Here is a 15,611-nt window from a genome sequence, read left to right on the forward strand (position 1 = left end):
AGGGAGGGTCCGGCGGCCGAACGGCCGCCACCCGCCTGCCCGCTGCGCCCGACCGCTCTCCCGGACCTCTACACGGGCACGAGGGCGCAGCGCCGCATCACTTCGTCCAGCGAGAGCCCCAGGGCCCCCGCCAGGGCGGCGACGGTGAAGAAGGCCGGGGTCGGGGCCCGGCCGGTCTCGATCTTGCGGAGGGTTTCGGCGGAGAGCCCGGCACTGGCCGCGATCTCGACCATGCTGCGGCCACCGCGGGCCGTGCGCAACAGGGCGCCGAGCCGCTCGCCGCGCTCGCGCTCTTCGGGGGTGAGGGGGGTACGGACCATGCCCTCATCCTACCCCGGAACCCAATAAGTATCCCGTTACAGTTATACCGGTATAGTTATTGGCATGGTGGAACTGAAGACAGACCGATCGATCGACCAGATGCGTGCCGCGGGCCGCGTCGTCGCCCACGCCCTCGCCGCCGTCCGGGACCGGGCCGCCGTAGGGGTCTCCCTGCTGGAGCTCGACCTGGCCGCGCGCGAGGTGCTCCGCGAGGCCGGCGCGAGCTCGCCCTTCCTCGGCTACCGGCCGCGCTTCGCCCCGGTGCCCTTCCCCGCCGTGATCTGCGCCTCCGTCAACGACGCGATCGTGCACGGCATCCCCGACGACTACCGGCTCCGCGACGGCGACCTGGTCAGCATCGACTGCGGCGCGAAACTGGACGGCTGGGTCGGCGACGCCGCCGTCAGCTTCACGGTGGGCCGGGCCCGCCCCGCCGACCTGCGGCTCATCTCGACCGCCGCGGCCGCCCTCGCGGCGGGCATCGCCGCCGCCCGGCCCGGCAACCGCGTCGGCGACATCGCCCACGCCATCGGCACCGTCTGCCGCAAGGCCGGGTACGGCATCCCCGACGGCTTCGGCGGCCACGGCATCGGACGCTCCATGCACGAGGAGCCGGGCGTGCCCAACGAGGGCCCGGCGGGACAGGGGACGAAGCTGCGCGCCGGCATGGTCATCGCGATCGAGCCCATGCTCGTCGCGGGCGGTACGGACGACTACGCCTGCGACCCGGACGGCTGGACCCTGCGGACCGTCGACGGCAGCCGTGCCGCGCACGCCGAGCACACGGTCGCGATCACCGCCGCCGGTCCGAGGATCCTCACCGCCCTGTAAGGCCTACGGCCTACGGCCTACGGCCTCCCGTACGAATACACCACCATCGCCGAGCCTCCGCCCCGCCGGCTCGTCTCGGCCGCGGCCAGCCACCGCCCGTCGGGCAGCCGCTGGACCCCGGTGGCCGCACCGATCTCCGGGTTCTGCCGGAAGCCCTGGCCGAGGGCCGCCAGCTCCGCCCGGACCGGACTGTTCCACAGCTCCGGCTCCAGCTCGGTGGTGGTCTGGTTGCGCTGGCTGGCCCGCGGCGCCGCGATGGCCTCGACCAGCGGCAGCCCGCGGTCCAGGTGCCCGGTCAGGGTCTGGAGCACCGTGGTGATGATGGTCGCCCCGCCCGGGGAGCCCAGCGCCAGCACCGCGCGCCCGTCCTCCAGCACGATGGTCGGTGACATCGACGAGCGCGGCCGCTTGCCCGGGCCCGGCAGGTTGGGGTCGGGGACGCCGGGCGCCGCCGGAGCGAAGGAGAAGTCCGTCAGCTCGTTGTTGAGCAGGAAGCCGCGCCCCGGGACGGTGATGGCGCTGCCGCCGGTCGACTCGATGGTCAGCGTGTAGGAGACCACGTTGCCCCAGCGGTCGGCGACCGTCAGGTGCGTGGTGTTCTCCCCCTCGTACGTGGTCGGGGCGACCTGCCCGGAGCCGCCGCAGGCGACCGGGTGGCGGGGGTCGCCCGGAGCCAGCGGGCTGGTCAGCGCCTTGGCCGGGTCGATGAGGCAGCCGCGCGTGTCCGCGTAGGCCTGCGAGAGCAGCTCCTTCGTGGGCACGTCCTCGGCGGCCGGGTCGCCGACCCAGCGGCCCCGGTCGGCGAAGGAGATCCGGGAGGCCTCGATGAAGCGGTGCAGGTACTGGGCTTCGGTGAGCTCGCCGAGGTCGGTGCGCTCCAGGATGTTCAGCGCCTCGCCGACGGTGGTCCCGCCGGAGGAGGACGGGGCCATGCTGTACACGTCCAGGCCCCGGTACCCGACACGCGTCGGGTCCTGCCGCTTGGTCGCGTACGCGCGCAGGTCCCCGGTGGTCAGGTCGCCGGAGCGGACCACCCGGGTGGCGTCCGGGTCCACCGGGGGCGTGCGCACGGCCCGGACGATGTCCTCGGCCAGCCGGCCCCGGTAGAGCGTGCCCGCGCCCTTGCGGCCGAGCTCGGCGTACGTGTCGGCCAGGTCGGGGTTCTTGAAGGTGGAGCCGACCACCGGGAGGGCGCCGCCGGGCAGGAAGAGCTGCCGCGTGTCGGGGAAGTCCCTGAACCGGGCCTCGTTCAGCTCGGTCTGCGCCCGGAAGGTGCTGTCCACGGTGAAGCCCCGGCGGGCCAGCCTCTCGGCGGGCTTGAGGAGTTGGCCCAGTGGAAGGGTGCCCCAGGTCTCCAGCGCGCTGTGCCAGGTCGCCGGGGTACCGGGGACTCCGACGCCGCGGCCGCTGGTCTGGCCCTCGGCGAAGGGGATCGGCTTGCCGTTCTCCTGGAACAGCCCGGCGGTGGCCGTCGCCGGGGCGGTCTCGCGGCCGTCGATGGTGCTGACCCGGCGCGACCGGGCGTCGTAGTACACGAAGTACCCGCCCCCGCCGATGCCGGCGGAGTACGGCTCGGTGACCCCGAGCGCGGCGGCCGTCGCGACGGCGGCGTCCACGGCGTTGCCGCCGTTGCGCAGGACCGCGATGCCGACCGCGCTGGCATCGGCGTCGACGCTGGCCACGGCCCCGCCGTAACCGGCGGCCACCGGGACCTTCTGCGGGGTGGCGCTCTTCGACGACGGGGCATCCGCCCCGGTCGAGACGAGCGCCCCGGCGAGCGCGAGGAGCGCTAAGTTACGTGCGGCGGGACCACGCATTCGGTTCCTCCAGTCGACTGCCTGTCAGACCTTGGAGCGGCAGCCTAACTTCCCCGCACCCACCGCGTCATGACGGCGGCGTGACGGCTACGATCCGCCGCATGAATGAGGACGTCCGCAACATCGTGCTCGGGGTGATCGCGACCGCCTTCAGCGGAGGGTTCGGCTGGTTCACCCGGACCTATCTGTGGCGCCGCGCGCTGCGCCGCAAGCAGGCCTTCTTCGGGCTGCCGACCGGCTCGGACTGCCTGTTCGTGGTCAACCGGCAGATGGGCGGCACCGATTCCTCCCTGCACCGCAACGACGCCTTCGCCCTGCTGGAGATATCCGCCCTGATCAAGGACTGCGGGGCGAACGTGCAGATCGTCACGCACGACGCGGCCCGTCAGGGCTTCGGCGAGCGGGCCGAGTTCTGCGTGGGCGGGCCCTCCTCCAACGCCCGGACCACGGCGCATCTGGCCTCCATGCTCCCCGGGGTGCGGATCATCGTCTCGAGCGAGCCGGTTCCGGACCGGGGGGCCATCACCGTCGGCGGGGAGACCTACCGCTGGGTCAAGGGCCTCACCGAGTACGTGCTGCTGGCGCGGCTGACGACCGGGCAGGGGTCCCGGCCGGTGTTCCTGCTGTGCGGGCAGACCGCGATCAGCAACCAGGCCGCGGCCCGCTACCTGGCGCGGCACCACCGGAAGTTGACCGACTCCTACGGCAACGACTCCTTCTGCCTCCTGCTCAAGGTCGTCAACTCCGACGCCTACGGACCCGATGTGACGGAACTGGTCGCCGACGTCACCGGCCCGGCCCGGACACCCGCAGCGGCAGCCGTGTGATCCCGTTGATGAAGTTCGACACCAACCGGCGCGGTGGCCCGGCCAGTTCGGGCGCCGGCATGGAGCCGATCCACTCCTCGTAGAGCACGCGCAGCTGAAGCCGCGCGAAATGGGCGCCCAGGCACACGTGCGGGCCGTCCCCGAAGGAGACGTGCGGGTTCGGCGCGCGACCGAGGACGAGGCGGCCGGGGTCGGCGAAGACGCGCTCGTCGTGGTTGGCGGAGGCGTGGAAGACCACCACCTTGTCCCCGGCCCGGATCCGCCGTCCGGCGAGCTCGGTGTCGGCGGCGGCGGTGCGGCGGAAGCTCAGCACCGGCGGGTGCACGCGCAGGAGTTCCTCGACGGCCCGGTCCGGCGGGACCCGTCCGTCGGCGAGTGCGGCGTAGGCGTCCGGGTCGCGGGCCAGGGCGAGCAGGCCGCCGGGCGCGGCGCTGCGCACGGTGTCGTTGCCCGCGACGGTGAGCAGGAAGAAGAACATCTCCAGCTCCGCGTCCTGAAGCCCGGCGAGCGCGAGGGCGGTCATCACGTCGTCGCCGGGGTGGGCCCTTTTGTACGCGGCCAGTTCGCGGGCGTACCCGAACATCTCCCCCAGCAGTGCCGGCGAGCGCGGGTTCAGCGGTTTCCCGTCCGGGCCGAGCACCGGCGCCGGCGCGTCCTCGGGATCCTGGTACCCGATGATCCGTACGGTCCACTCCAGCAGCAGCCCCCGGTCGGCGGCCGGGACGCCCAGCAGGTCGGTGAGGTTCAGCAGGGCGTACTCGTCGGTGACGGTGCGCACCAGGTCGGCGGCCCCGTCCTCGGCGCCGTCGCGGGCGGCGCGCAGCAGCGTACGGGCGCGGCCCCGGACCCGGGCGGCGAAGGCGTCGACGCGGGCCGGGGTGAAGGCGCGGGCCACGGTCCGGCGCAGGGTCCCGTGCTCGGGAGGATCCTGGTTGAGCATGGTGCGCCGCAGGAACGGCAGGTCGGCCGGGTCGGGGTCGCGGATCTGGGTGGCGCCCAGGTGCGAGGAGTACGTGCGGTGGTCGCGCAGCACCCGGACCACGTCGGCGTGCCGGGTGACGGCCCAGAAGCCGGGGCCGGCGGGCCAGCCGAGCACCTCCGGCTCCTCCTGCCGGGCCACCGGGTGGTGGTCGCGCAGCAGGCGGTAGCGCTCGTACGGGACGCCTTCGGCGTAGAGGCGCGGGTCGAAGACGTCGGGGGCCGGTCCTTGGTCCATGCGCCACACGGTGGCGGGGAGCGGCCCGGCCCGCAAGGGGGCTCCGCCACCCGTGTCCGCCGTGCGCGACGGGCAGGCGCAAGGGCGCGCGGGCCGTGACGGCGCGCGGCCGGGCCGGACGTCAGCCGTCCTGGTCCGCGGCGATCCCCGGCCGGGTTTCGCACACGGCGCGCCGTTCCTTCGACTCGGTGCCCATGAAGAGGATCTCGGGGGCCGGGGTGGTGTGCGCCGCCGCGAGGGCCGTGCACGCCAGCTGGCGCAGGGCCGCGCCGGACAGCGGCTCGACCGCGATGGGCACCACGACGCGCAGGGTCTTGCCGTCGCCGTCGGACGTGACGGCCGCCCGGACGTAGCCCGCGCCGGCCGGGGACTTGCTCGGCGGCACCGGGATCTCGGTGGTCAGACCGGCCTCCCGCGCGGCCTCGGGCGGCCCCTCCAGCAGGAGCCCGATCGTGAAGCCGAGGTCCGGCCACCGCATCCGGTCGGAAACCGGGACCGGGACGAGCGCGCCGTCGGGCGCGATGAAGTACAGCAGGCCGGGGTCCGTCGCGGTGGCCAGTTTCACGGTCCCGGCGCGGCCGCTGTCGACGACCCCGGTGGTGGCGATGCCGCAGCCGGTGGCGAGCACCAGCGGGACGGTCAGCGCGGCCGCGGCCACGGCCTTGCGCACCCGGGTCATACGCGGGCCTCCAGCGGCATGTCGAGGGTGAAGAGCGCGCCGCCGCCGGGGCCGTTGGCCGCGCCCAGGGTGCCGCCGTGCAGGCGGACGTTCTCCAGGGTGATGGCCAGGCCCAGGCCGCTGCCCGTGGAGCGGGTGCGGGCGGCGTCGGCCTTGAAGAACCGGTCGAAGATGTGCGGCAGCACCTCGGGGGCGATGCCGGGCCCGCTGTCGGCGACCTCGACGAGCAGCCGCTCGCCCTCGGGCCGGCTCTCGGTGCGCACGGCGACGTGGACCGGGCTCCCGCCGTGCTTGAGGGCGTTGCCCACGAGGTTGGCGAGGACCACGTCGAAGCGGCGCGGGTCGAGCCGGGCGCGGACGTCCGGCGGCAGATCGGTGGTGACCCGCCCGTCGGTCCAGTGGCGGCGTTCCAGGGTCTTGGTGACGATCTCGGCGACGTCGACCTCGTCGAGGTTGAGCTCGGCGGCGCGGGCGTCGAAGCGGGAGATCTCCATCAGGTCCTCGACGAGCACGGCCAGCTTCCCGGTCTCGGCGCTGATCAGGCGCAGCGCCTTGGCGGTGTCGGCGTCGAGGTCCTCGGCGCCCTCGTCGAGCACCTCGGTGACGGCGAGCATCCCGGCGAGCGGGGTGCGCAGTTCGTGGGAGACGTCGGCGGCGAAGCGGCGGGCGCGGGCCTCGGCCTCCCGGAGTTCGCTGACCGAGTGTTCGAGGGCGCGGGCCGTCTCGTTGAAGGTGCGGGCGAGCCCGGCGAGTTCGTCGGCTCCGCGCACCTCGATCCGGGTGTCGAGCCGGCCGCGCCCCAGCCGCTGCGCGGCCTTGCGCATGTCCCGTACGGGCCTCAGGACGCTGCGGGCGGCGAGCAGGGCGGGGATCAGGGCGATCGCCAGGCCCGGTACCGCGCCCATGCGGGCGGCGGCGACCAGGGCCTCGACGGTGGTCTGCTCGCTGTCCAGCGGCACGACCGCGTAGAAGACGGCGCCGGTCTTCTCGTAGTCCTCTCCGTACTTGAAGACGGCGGGCATGCCGACGACGAGGGAGAGGTTGCCGCCCCGGTCCTGCGTGCGCTGGAAGGCCCCGTGGGGATGGGCGGTCACCCGGTCGCGGAGCTGATCCGTCACCGTGGGCGAGGTGGTCGCGCCGCCCTGGTTGGAGGTCGCGCGGAGCTTTCCGTACTCCCCGTAGACGACCCAGGGGTGCGGCTGGCCGCGCTTGCCCAGTTCCCCGACGAGGCGCTGGAGTTCCGCCTGCCCCACGGGCAGTTGGGTGGTCTGGGCGTCGACCAGGTCGCGCAGGGTGCTGACGGCGGTGTCCTGGCTCTGCTTGAGGATCGCGTTGCGGGCCTGCTGGTAGGTGAGCGCGGCCGTGCTCACCGCGCAGATGGCGGCGACCAGCAGGAAGGCGGCGATCAGCCGGGTGCGCAGACCCAGCGGTGCGAAACGTCTCATGCGCGCCGCTTACAGCGGGCCGAAGCGGTAGCCGAAGCCGCGCACGGTCTGTATGTAGCGGGGGGCGCCGTCGGGGTCCTCGATCTTGTGGCGCAGGCGGCGCACGCAGGCGTCCACCAGCCGGGCGTCGGCGTGGTAGCTGTGCTCCCAGACGTATTCGAGGAGCTGCTGGCGGGAGAAGACCTGCTCGGGCGAGGCCGACAGGTGCAGCAGGAGTTTGATCTCGCTGGGGGCCAGGGGGAGGCGTTCGCCGTTCCTGGCGACGGTGAGCCCGGCGCGGTCGACGGCCAGCTCCCCGTGGAACTCCACGTCGGGGCGGCCGCCCGCGGGCTCGGTGAGGCGGCGCAGCACGGCCTTGATGCGGGCCTCGATGACCTCGGTGCGGGCGGGTTTGACGATGTAGTCGTCGGCGCCGGCCTCCAGGCCGACGACTATGTCGAAGTCGTCCCCGCGCGCGGTGAGCATGATGATCGGGACCTGGCTGGTCTCGCGGATCCGGCGGCAGACCTGGACGCCGTTGATGCCGGGCAGCATGAGGTCGAGCAGGACGAGCTCGGGGTGGAAGCTCGCCATCAGCTCGAGTCCGGCCTCGCCGGTCTCCGCGGCGCTCACGTCGTGCCCTCGGCGGCGCAGGCCGAGACCCACGCCCTCCCTGATGGAAGGGTCGTCCTCGATCAGCAGTACGCGTGGCATCGGGTCAGTATTCCAGGGTCGCGGATCGGTCCCCTCCCGCTTTCGGCCGATGTGGGCGGCCGGAAGCCGGGCCGGTCAGCGACCGGTTCTGCGCCGCACGGAGGCCAGCAGGTCGGTGATCTCCATGATCCGCAGGGGGCGGGCAAGGAGTACGACGACGAGGACGATCACCACGGTTCCCGCCGCGGCCCCGGTGATGTTCCCGAGCATCCCGGGGAGGTCCGCGAACCGGTCGGCCGAGCGCGCGGCCGCGTACCCGGCGACGGCCGCCGGGGCGCAGGCGGCGACGAGCCGCAGGTGGGTCCGTGCCGCCGTGCTCCGGCGTTCCGTACGGGTCCCCGCGCGCGGCCCGAGCCGCCGGGACAGGACGTACGCGGTGACGGCCGCGCCCACGCCGAAGGCGACCGAGCCGGCCGCGGCCATGCCCGTGACCGCCCAGCGCGGCGGCAGCAACAGGTACGCGGCGGCCGAGAGCCCGGCGTTGAGGGCGGCGATGGTGAGGTTGAGGAAGAAGGGGGTCCGGGTGTCGGAGAGGGCGTAGAAGCCGCGGGAGAGCACGTACTGCGCGGAGTAGGCGATGAGGCCCGGCGCGAAGGCGATGAGCATCCCGGCCATGACGGCCGCGTCGGAGGCGCCGGTGTTGCCGTGCTCGAACACGGCGCCGATCACCCAGGGGGCGAGGGCGGCGTAGAGCGCGGCGGCGGGGACGATCAGGGCCGCGGTGGAGCGCAGCGCGTAGGAGACGTCCTTGCGCACGGCCGCGAGGTCGCCGTCGGTGGCGGCGGCGCTCATCCGGGGCATGAGGGCGGTGACCAGGGAGACGGTGACGATGCCCTGCGGGACCATCCACAGCAGGTAGGCGTTGCTGTAGGCGAGGTAGCCGGCGCCGCCCGCGACGCCCTCGGCGACGGCGTGCCGGCCGGTGGTGGTGGAGAGCCGGGTCACGACCCAGTACGCGATCTGGTTGGTCAGCACGAGCATGACGAGCCAGCCCGCGTTGCGCAGCGGGCGGGCCAGTCCGCTGCCGCGCCAGTCGAAGCGGGGGCGCCAGCGGAAGCGGGCGGCCCGCAGCGAGGGGATCAGGCCGAGGGCCTGGACGACGATGCCCGCGGTGGTGCCGATGCCCAGCAGCCGGGTGTCGGAGGCGCTCAGCGTCCCGCTCGAGCTGTGCGAGACGGTCAGGAAGAGCGCGAAGACGGCGATGACGACGAGGTTGTTGAGGACCGGGGTCCACATCATGGCGCCGAACCGGCCGCGGGCGTTGAGCACTTGCCCGAGCAGCGTGAACAGCCCGTAGAACAGGATCTGCGGCAGGCAGTACCGGGCCAGGGCCACGGTGGTGGACCCCTGGGCGCCGCTGTAGCCGGTGTACGCCGAGACGATCAGCGGGGCGGCCAGGACGGCGGCGGCGGTGAGGACCACCAGCGCGGCCGTGCAGGCGGTGAGCAGCCGGTCGGTGTAGGCGGCGCCGCCGTCGGCGTGCTCCTTGGCGGCGCGGACCAGCTCGGGCACGAAGACGGCGTTGAGGGCGCCGCCGATGAGCAGGATGTACAGGATGTTGGGGACGGTGTTGGCGACCGCGTAGCCGTCGCCGAGCAGCGTGGTGCCGAGGGCGGCGCCGATCACGGCGGAGCGGACGAAGCCGGTGGCCCGCGAGACGATCGAGCCCGCGGCCATGAGCGCGCCGCTGCGCAGCACCGAGGTCTTCTTCGGTGCCGCGCTGTCGGTGCCGTTCTCCGGCGCCGGTCCGGTGCCGGTGTGCTCGGTGCCGGTGTGCTCGGTGCCGCTGCGCTCGGTGCCGGTGTCCTGCGCGGCCGGGACACCGGCCGCTCTGGGGTCTGCGAGGGTCACCGGCGGGCCATGTACGCCTGGAACGCCTTGTAGAGGGCCGTGTTGGCGCATCCGTCCATGGAGGTCTCCCACTCGCCGAGGGTTTCGACGACCTGCCCGCCGGTGCCGAGCTTCCAGCGCAGCAGCCCGAAGGAACGTGTCTCGGGGTCGAGGGTGGAGGGTACCCCGCGCATGTCGTATTCGTCCGCTCCGAGGGCATGTGCGTCACACATCATGCGCCACTGCAGGGCGTTGCTGGGGCGGACCTCGCGGCGGTGGTCCGCGGAGGCGCCGGTCTGGTACCAGACCCGGCTGCCGGCCACGATCATGGTGTGCGCGGCGAGGATCTCCCCCTGGTGAACGCCCAGGTAGAGGCGCATGCGGCCGGGTTCCTCGGCGTTGAGGACCTCGTACTGCTGCTGGTAGTACGCGAGCGAGCGGCCGAGGCGGAAGCCGTCGCGCTCCTCGGTGAGGCGCAACAGCCGGTAGAACTCGGGCAGCTCGGCGGCGCCGCCGATGACCGTCTCGACGCCCGCCTTCGTGGCCTTGCGCACATTGCGCCGCCACTCCTGGTTCAGGCCCGACCACAGGTCGTCGAGGGTGCGCCCGGCGAGCGGGACGCGGAAGACGTGGCGGGGCTGGGCGTCGCCGTCGTCCTCGCCGCCGCAGCGCTTCCAGCCGCGGGTGCGCAGCCGGTCGGCGAGGGCGGCGCCGACCGGGTCGACCTCGGTGGCGAGCACGTCGGAGATCTGCCGGCCCGGGCCGGTGCCGGCCTTGGCGGCGGCCGCGTCCCAGCGGCGGTAGGCGGGGGTCGGGCCGATGCGGACGGCGAAGGCGCCGGAGGCCTTGAGGTGGTTCTTGAGGGGGGTCAGCCAGCGGTCGATGTCGGGGTCGGCCCAGTCCGCGACGGGTCCTTCGGGGAGGTAGGCGAAGTATTTGCGGGTGCCGGGGAATTGACGGTAGAGCACGAGTCCGGCCCCCTCTATTTCACCGCCGGGGTAGTGCCATCCGACCCTTTCCGATCGCCAAAGGTCCTTTACGCTGCCCCAGGAAGGGTATTGGAGAAAGCTGGCCCGACCGTGCCGGGAAAGGAATGACTGGTATTCCGGAACGGACAGCGAGCGCACGGTGAGCTCCCTGTCCCGGCTTCGGGTCTGGTGCTGCTGAGTGGGGGTCACGAGCAGTGCACACACGGCTGACCGGCCTTCCTGTACGTCCTGTACGTCCTGCGCGTCCAAATCGGCTGATGCACAGGACTCTCACAGGCGCCCGTGACCGCGGTGTCCGGCGATTGTGACCGGACGATGACCGTATCGCTGCGGTCCATGTCACATAGGAAATCCTGAAGTTTTCCTGATCTCCCGCAACCTAGAGTTGTTCCGTTCGCATCTTCTTTTGCGGACGATCATTACTTCGGAGGGGTTTTCGTTGAGCCGCACACGCCGGGTCTTCTCTGTACGCAGCCGCACCGCCCTGGCGGCCGGCACCGCCCTGCTGGCCGCCTCGCTGGCGGCCTGCGGTGGCGGCTCCGCCACGGCGGGTGGCGGAGCCAAGGCTGAGATGAAGGAGAAGCCGGCCATGGCGGTCTCGGTGAACCTCGCCGGGGACCAGGTGAAGGCGGGGGCGCCGGTGACCGTGACGATCGCCGAGGGCAAGCTCGCGACGGTGAAGGTGACGGACGCCAAGGGCGGTGAACTGGCCGGGCAGATATCCGCCGACGGGAAGACCTGGGTCTCGAAGGGCAATGCCCTGCCATCCTCCGAGTACAAGGTCGAGGCCCAGAACACGGACAGCCAGAGCGCGACCACGGCCTTCAAGACCTCGGCCCCCGACAAGGTGAACAAGGTCGTGATCAACATCCCCAAGGGCAGCACCGTGGGTGTGGCCATGCCCGTGTCGATCGCCTTCGACAACAAGGTGAAGAACAAGGCCGAGGTGGAGAAGGCGCTCAAGGTCACCACCTCGAACAACACCGAGGGCTCGTGGGGCTGGATCACGGACTACTCGGGCAAGGACCGCATCGACTGGCGGCCCAAGGAGTACTGGAAGTCCGGCACCGACGTGAAGGTCGAGATGAACCTGAACGGGGTCGACTCCGGCCCCGGCGGCGGGACGTTCGTCAAGGACTACTCGACCGAGTTCAAGATCGGCAAGGACCGCGAGGTGAAGGTGAACCTCGACACGAAGAAGGCGACGGTCACCGAGAACGGCGCGGTCGTCAGCACCATCCCGATCTCGGCGGGCACGCCCGGCGGCAAGAAGGCCTCGTGGGACGGGAAGATGGTGATGATGTCGAAGGAGGGCACCATCCGGATGGACTCCCAGACGGTGGGCCTGGGCGACTCCTACGACAAGATGGTCGACTTCTCGATCCGGCTGACCTGGTCGGGCATGTACGTGCACGCGGCGCCGTGGAACACCGCCAACTTCGGTCGCGCCAACACCAGTTCAGGCTGCGTGGGGATGAGCGACGCGAACGCCAAGACGTTCTACGGCGCTGCCCAGGTGGGCGACCCGTTCGAGGTCGTGGGCGAGGGCTCCAAGGGCAACCCGGACCTCGGCAACGGCTACGGCGAGTGGAACCTGAGCTGGGAGCAGTGGCAGGCCAAGAGCGCCGTGACCGGCACCCCGCAGGTCGGCTGACCCCCGCCGACTGACCATAGTTCAATCGTTACCGGCACGTAACTTACCCACGGGTTACTACCGGTAAGCCCCTCCCGTTACCGTCGGGTCACTTTGACACCCGGCACACGCGAGGAGCGATCGATGGTCCGCACGGTCCGCACCACCAGCACCGCGGCCGCCATGGCAGCCGTACTCGCGGCAGCCGCCCTGGGCCTGGCCCCCCATCAGGCCCAGGCGGCTCCCGCACGCACGATCGCCGCCGCATCGGAAGCCGCACCGGCGGTCACCTTCCACGACATCCCCGGCTCCGGCGGCATCACCCTCAAGGGCAACGTCTTCACCCCCGCCGGCGCGGCAGCCGGCGCGAAGTATCCGCTGATCGTGCTGCCGACCAGCTGGGGCCTGCCGCAGATCGAATACATCGCCCAGGCCAAGCAGCTCGCCGACTCCGGCTACGTGGTGGTCAGTTACACCTCCCGCGGCTTCTGGCTCTCCGGCGGCGAGATCGAGACCGCCGGCCCGAAGGACGTCGCCGACGTCTCGGCCGTCATCGACTGGGCGCTCGCGAACACCCCGGCCGACGCCGCCCACATCGGCACGGGCGGGGTCTCGTACGGCGCCGGCATCAGCCTGCTGGCCTCCGCGAGCGATCCGCGCATCAAGGCCGTGGTCGCGCTCAGCGGCTGGGCCGATCTCATCGAGTCCATCTACTCCGGCCGCACCCAGCACCTCCAGGCCGCCGCCCTGCTCGGCGGCGCCGGCTTCCTCACCGGGCGCCCCGGCCCCGAACTCCAGCAGATCCTCGGCGACTTCCTCGGCTCCAGGCTGGACAGGGAACCGCAGATGATCGAGTGGGGCAAGAAGCGCTCCGCCGCCGAGAAGGTGGACGCCATCAACGCCAACGGCGCCGCGATCATGCTCGGCAACGCCTGGGGCGACACCATCTTCCCGCCCAACCAGTACGCGAAGTTCTTCGAGAAGCTGACCGGGCCCAAGCGCCTGGAGTTCCGTCCCGGCGACCACGCCACCGCCGAGCTGACCGGGCTCCTCGGACTGCCCAACGACACCTGGACCAACGCCCACCGCTGGTTCGACCACTACCTCAAGGGCGCGCCCAACGGCGTCGACGCCGAGGCCCCGGTGCAGATCAAGCCCCGCAGCGACGGCGGGTACGAGGGCTATGCCGACTGGAAGTCGGTCGGCTCCGGCGGCGCCCAGAAGCTGACGCTCTCCGACAGCGAGCACCTCTTCACGGGCATCGACTCCGGCGCCAACGGCGGGATCGTCATGCTCTCCAGCCTGCTCGACCAGATCTCCCAGGCGCCACCCACCGCCTCCATCCCGCTGCTCCCCCGCGCCTTCGCCGCCGTCTGGCAGTCCCCGCGCTACGAGGAGGAGCGCCGCGTCCGGGGCACGGTCAAGCTGCACACCACCGTCACGCCCTCGAAGTCGGACGGCACCTTCGTCGCGTACCTCTACGACGTGGGCCCGCTCGGCATCGGGAAGCTGATCAGCAACGCCCCGTACACCTTCCACGGCAAGCCGGCCGGCCAGGCCTTCGGGGTGGACCTGGAGCTCTTCTCCACGGCCTACGACGTCCCGGCCGGGCACCGCCTCGCGGTGGTCGTCGACACCGTCGACCCGCTGTACATCGAGCACAACCCGACCGGCGCGCAGCTGACCTTCTCCTCGCCGCGCACCGATCCCTCGTACGTCTCGGTGCCGCTGCGCGAGCAGTGATCCACGGCTGCAGCCGGGCCGGGTGTGGCTCTGGGGGTTCGCCCTCCGGGTCAGATCCGGCCCGGCAGCGCCGCCGAGGGGTCGGCCGTGTCGATGTCGACGTCGACCGCCCTCGTCTTGGGGTTGCGGCGCTCGCGCCGGGCCACCCAGGTGGCGAACCAGGACAGGAGCATGCACATCCCGATGTAGATCGGCGAGATGATCATGACGACGGGGATGAAGGGCAGGTCGTAGTCGAGGTTGGAGGCGATCAGCTTGCCCGCGTGCAGGAACTCCTCGTAGGTGATCAGGTAGCCGAGCGAAGTGTCCTTCAGGGCGACCACGAGCTGACTGATGATGGTGGGCAGCATCGCCCGGACCCCCTGCGGGGCCAGGACGTAGGTCATCACCTGGGTCTTGCGCATGCCCAGGGCGTACGCGGCCTCACGCTGTCCCTTCTCCACCGAGTTGATGCCGGTGCGGAAGACCTCGGCCAGCACCGAGCCGTTGTACAGGGTCAGTCCGGCGACCAGCGCGGGCAGCGGCTGGACCTTGAGCGCGACGAAGATGAAGAAGATCATCACCAGCACCGGCATGGCCCGGAAGAACTCCACGCACAGCGTGGACACCCAGCGCACCGGCCGGTGGACCGAGAGCCGGCCCGTGGCGAGCACCGCGCCGAGCACGAGCGAGAGCACCGAGGCGTAGGCGAAGGCCTTGAGGGTGTTCCAGAGTCCCTTGAGCAGCAGCTCCTGGATGCCCTTGTAGGTGAAGGGGCTCCACTTGGCGGCGGTGAACTGGTTCGTGTCGAAGAGCAGGTACAGCAGCCAGCCGAGCAGCCCGAGGATGACGAGCGTCGAGGCGATCCCGTAGAAGAAGTGGCGGCGCTGGGCGCGCGGGCCCAGCAGGTCGTAGAGGGCGGTGGACTCCAGGTCACCGTGGAGCGCGTGCGCGGTCATCGGGCGACTCCGAAGCGCTTTTCGAGCACGTTGAACAGCGCGCTGATGGACAGGGTGATGATCAGGTAGCCCACCGCGATCCAGACGAAGGTCCAGATGATGCTGTAGCCCAGCTCGTTGAGGGTCTTGTACGTGCCCAGCAGCTCGGTGACGCTGAACGCCCCCGCGATCGCGGAGTTCTTGGCGAGCGCGATCAGCGTGGAGCCGATGGGCGGGATGACGGACCGGAAGGCCTGGGGCAGGACGACGGTGCCCAGGGTCTGGCCGAAGGACATGCCGAGGCTGCGGGCCGCCTCGCCCTGGCCCTTGGGCACGGTGTTGATGCCGGAACGCAGGGCCTCGCAGATGAAGGCCGAGGTGTAGCAGCCCAGGGCCAGCACGGCGAAGAGCTGGAAGGGCAGGACCAGGCCGAAGCGGGGCAGGCCGAGCAGGACGGCGAAGAAGAGCAGGGTGAGCGGGGTGTTGCGCAGGATGGTCACCCAGACGGTGCCGAAGACCCGGAAGGAGCCGACGGGGGCGACGCGGAAGGAGGCCATCAGGAAACCGAGGACCAGGGCCAGGAGGGAGGCGTAGACCGTGAGTTCCACGGTGCCGAGGAATCCCTTGCCGTAGAGCGAGAAGTTTTCGGTGAGTACGTCCATGGCGGTGC

The 15,611-nt window shown here is 71.7% G+C and carries 14 protein-coding genes; 4 read left to right on the plus strand and 10 right to left on the minus strand.

The window, feature by feature from the left end; translation table 11 throughout:
• Nucleotides 1-68 precede the first annotated feature (68 nt).
• Nucleotides 69-320: a helix-turn-helix domain-containing protein gene (locus tag OG730_RS07630; protein WP_266885146.1), complete on the minus strand. Its 252-nt coding sequence runs from the start codon at nucleotides 318-320 to the stop codon at nucleotides 69-71.
• Nucleotides 321-384: 64 nt separating this feature from the next.
• Between OG730_RS07630 and map the strand changes: the two genes are divergently transcribed.
• A complete protein-coding gene (map, locus tag OG730_RS07635) occupies nucleotides 385-1,152 on the plus strand; it encodes a type I methionyl aminopeptidase (RefSeq protein WP_327303487.1) in 768 nt (255 codons plus the stop codon).
• A gap of 17 nt (nucleotides 1,153-1,169) precedes the next feature.
• Here map and ggt read toward each other — a convergent pair whose 3' ends face one another.
• On the minus strand, nucleotides 1,170-2,969 hold the full coding sequence (gene ggt, locus OG730_RS07640; RefSeq protein WP_327303488.1) for a gamma-glutamyltransferase: 1,800 nt from the start codon (nucleotides 2,967-2,969) through the stop codon (nucleotides 1,170-1,172).
• Between the two features lie 101 nt (nucleotides 2,970-3,070).
• Here ggt and OG730_RS07645 point away from each other — a divergent pair, with 101 nt between their 5' ends.
• Complete coding sequence (locus tag OG730_RS07645) at nucleotides 3,071-3,796, plus strand: hypothetical protein (RefSeq protein WP_327303489.1); 726 nt, start codon at nucleotides 3,071-3,073, stop codon at nucleotides 3,794-3,796.
• On the opposite strand, the gene OG730_RS07650 is transcribed toward OG730_RS07645, so the two are convergent.
• The 6 genes from OG730_RS07650 to OG730_RS07675 all read right to left on the minus strand — a co-directional run bounded on the left by OG730_RS07650 (nucleotide 3,756) and on the right by OG730_RS07675 (nucleotide 10,852).
• Nucleotides 3,756-5,012 (minus strand): cytochrome P450, encoded by a 1,257-nt coding sequence (locus OG730_RS07650; RefSeq protein ID WP_327303490.1) that lies wholly within the window; start codon nucleotides 5,010-5,012, stop codon nucleotides 3,756-3,758. The two genes, OG730_RS07645 and OG730_RS07650, sit on opposite strands and share 41 nt — an antisense overlap.
• A 121-nt stretch (nucleotides 5,013-5,133) precedes the next feature.
• Entirely contained in the window at nucleotides 5,134-5,691 is a 558-nt protein-coding gene (locus OG730_RS07655) for a hypothetical protein (RefSeq protein ID WP_327303491.1), read from the minus strand.
• The gene (locus tag OG730_RS07660) at nucleotides 5,688-7,136 is read right to left on the minus strand and encodes an ATP-binding protein (protein ID WP_327303492.1); all 1,449 of its coding nucleotides are present in this window, start codon (nucleotides 7,134-7,136) and stop codon (nucleotides 5,688-5,690) included. Before OG730_RS07660 ends, OG730_RS07655 begins: the two co-directional genes overlap by 4 nt.
• Before the next feature lie 9 nt (nucleotides 7,137-7,145).
• Nucleotides 7,146-7,829 carry a response regulator gene (locus OG730_RS07665; RefSeq protein ID WP_327303493.1) on the minus strand — a complete coding sequence of 228 codons (684 nt, stop codon included), beginning with the start codon at nucleotides 7,827-7,829 and terminating at the stop codon, nucleotides 7,146-7,148.
• Between the two features lie 75 nt (nucleotides 7,830-7,904).
• Nucleotides 7,905-9,731 carry a murein biosynthesis integral membrane protein MurJ gene (murJ, locus tag OG730_RS07670; protein WP_327303494.1) on the minus strand — a complete coding sequence of 609 codons (1,827 nt, stop codon included), beginning with the start codon at nucleotides 9,729-9,731 and terminating at the stop codon, nucleotides 7,905-7,907.
• A complete protein-coding gene (locus tag OG730_RS07675) occupies nucleotides 9,677-10,852 on the minus strand; it encodes a lipid II:glycine glycyltransferase FemX (RefSeq protein ID WP_442814852.1) in 1,176 nt (391 codons plus the stop codon). Before OG730_RS07675 ends, murJ begins: the two co-directional genes overlap by 55 nt.
• Nucleotides 10,853-11,087: 235 nt before the next feature.
• Here OG730_RS07675 and OG730_RS07680 point away from each other — a divergent pair, with 235 nt between their 5' ends.
• Nucleotides 11,088-12,302 carry a L,D-transpeptidase gene (locus OG730_RS07680; RefSeq protein ID WP_327303496.1) on the plus strand — a complete coding sequence of 405 codons (1,215 nt, stop codon included), beginning with the start codon at nucleotides 11,088-11,090 and terminating at the stop codon, nucleotides 12,300-12,302.
• 123 nt (nucleotides 12,303-12,425) lie between these two features.
• On the plus strand, nucleotides 12,426-14,024 hold the full coding sequence (locus OG730_RS07685; RefSeq protein ID WP_327303497.1) for a CocE/NonD family hydrolase: 1,599 nt from the start codon (nucleotides 12,426-12,428) through the stop codon (nucleotides 14,022-14,024).
• A gap of 50 nt (nucleotides 14,025-14,074) precedes the next feature.
• Here OG730_RS07685 and OG730_RS07690 read toward each other — a convergent pair whose 3' ends face one another.
• Nucleotides 14,075-14,962: an amino acid ABC transporter permease gene (locus OG730_RS07690; RefSeq protein WP_327303498.1), complete on the minus strand. Its 888-nt coding sequence runs from the start codon at nucleotides 14,960-14,962 to the stop codon at nucleotides 14,075-14,077.
• Complete coding sequence (locus tag OG730_RS07695; RefSeq protein WP_327303499.1) at nucleotides 14,959-15,603, minus strand: amino acid ABC transporter permease; 645 nt, start codon at nucleotides 15,601-15,603, stop codon at nucleotides 14,959-14,961. The genes OG730_RS07690 and OG730_RS07695 overlap by 4 nt, the downstream gene beginning before the upstream one ends.
• Nucleotides 15,604-15,611 lie beyond the last annotated feature (8 nt).

Source organism: Streptomyces sp. NBC_01298, from assembly GCF_035978755.1.
Classification (GTDB): Bacteria; Actinomycetota; Actinomycetes; order Streptomycetales; family Streptomycetaceae; genus Streptomyces.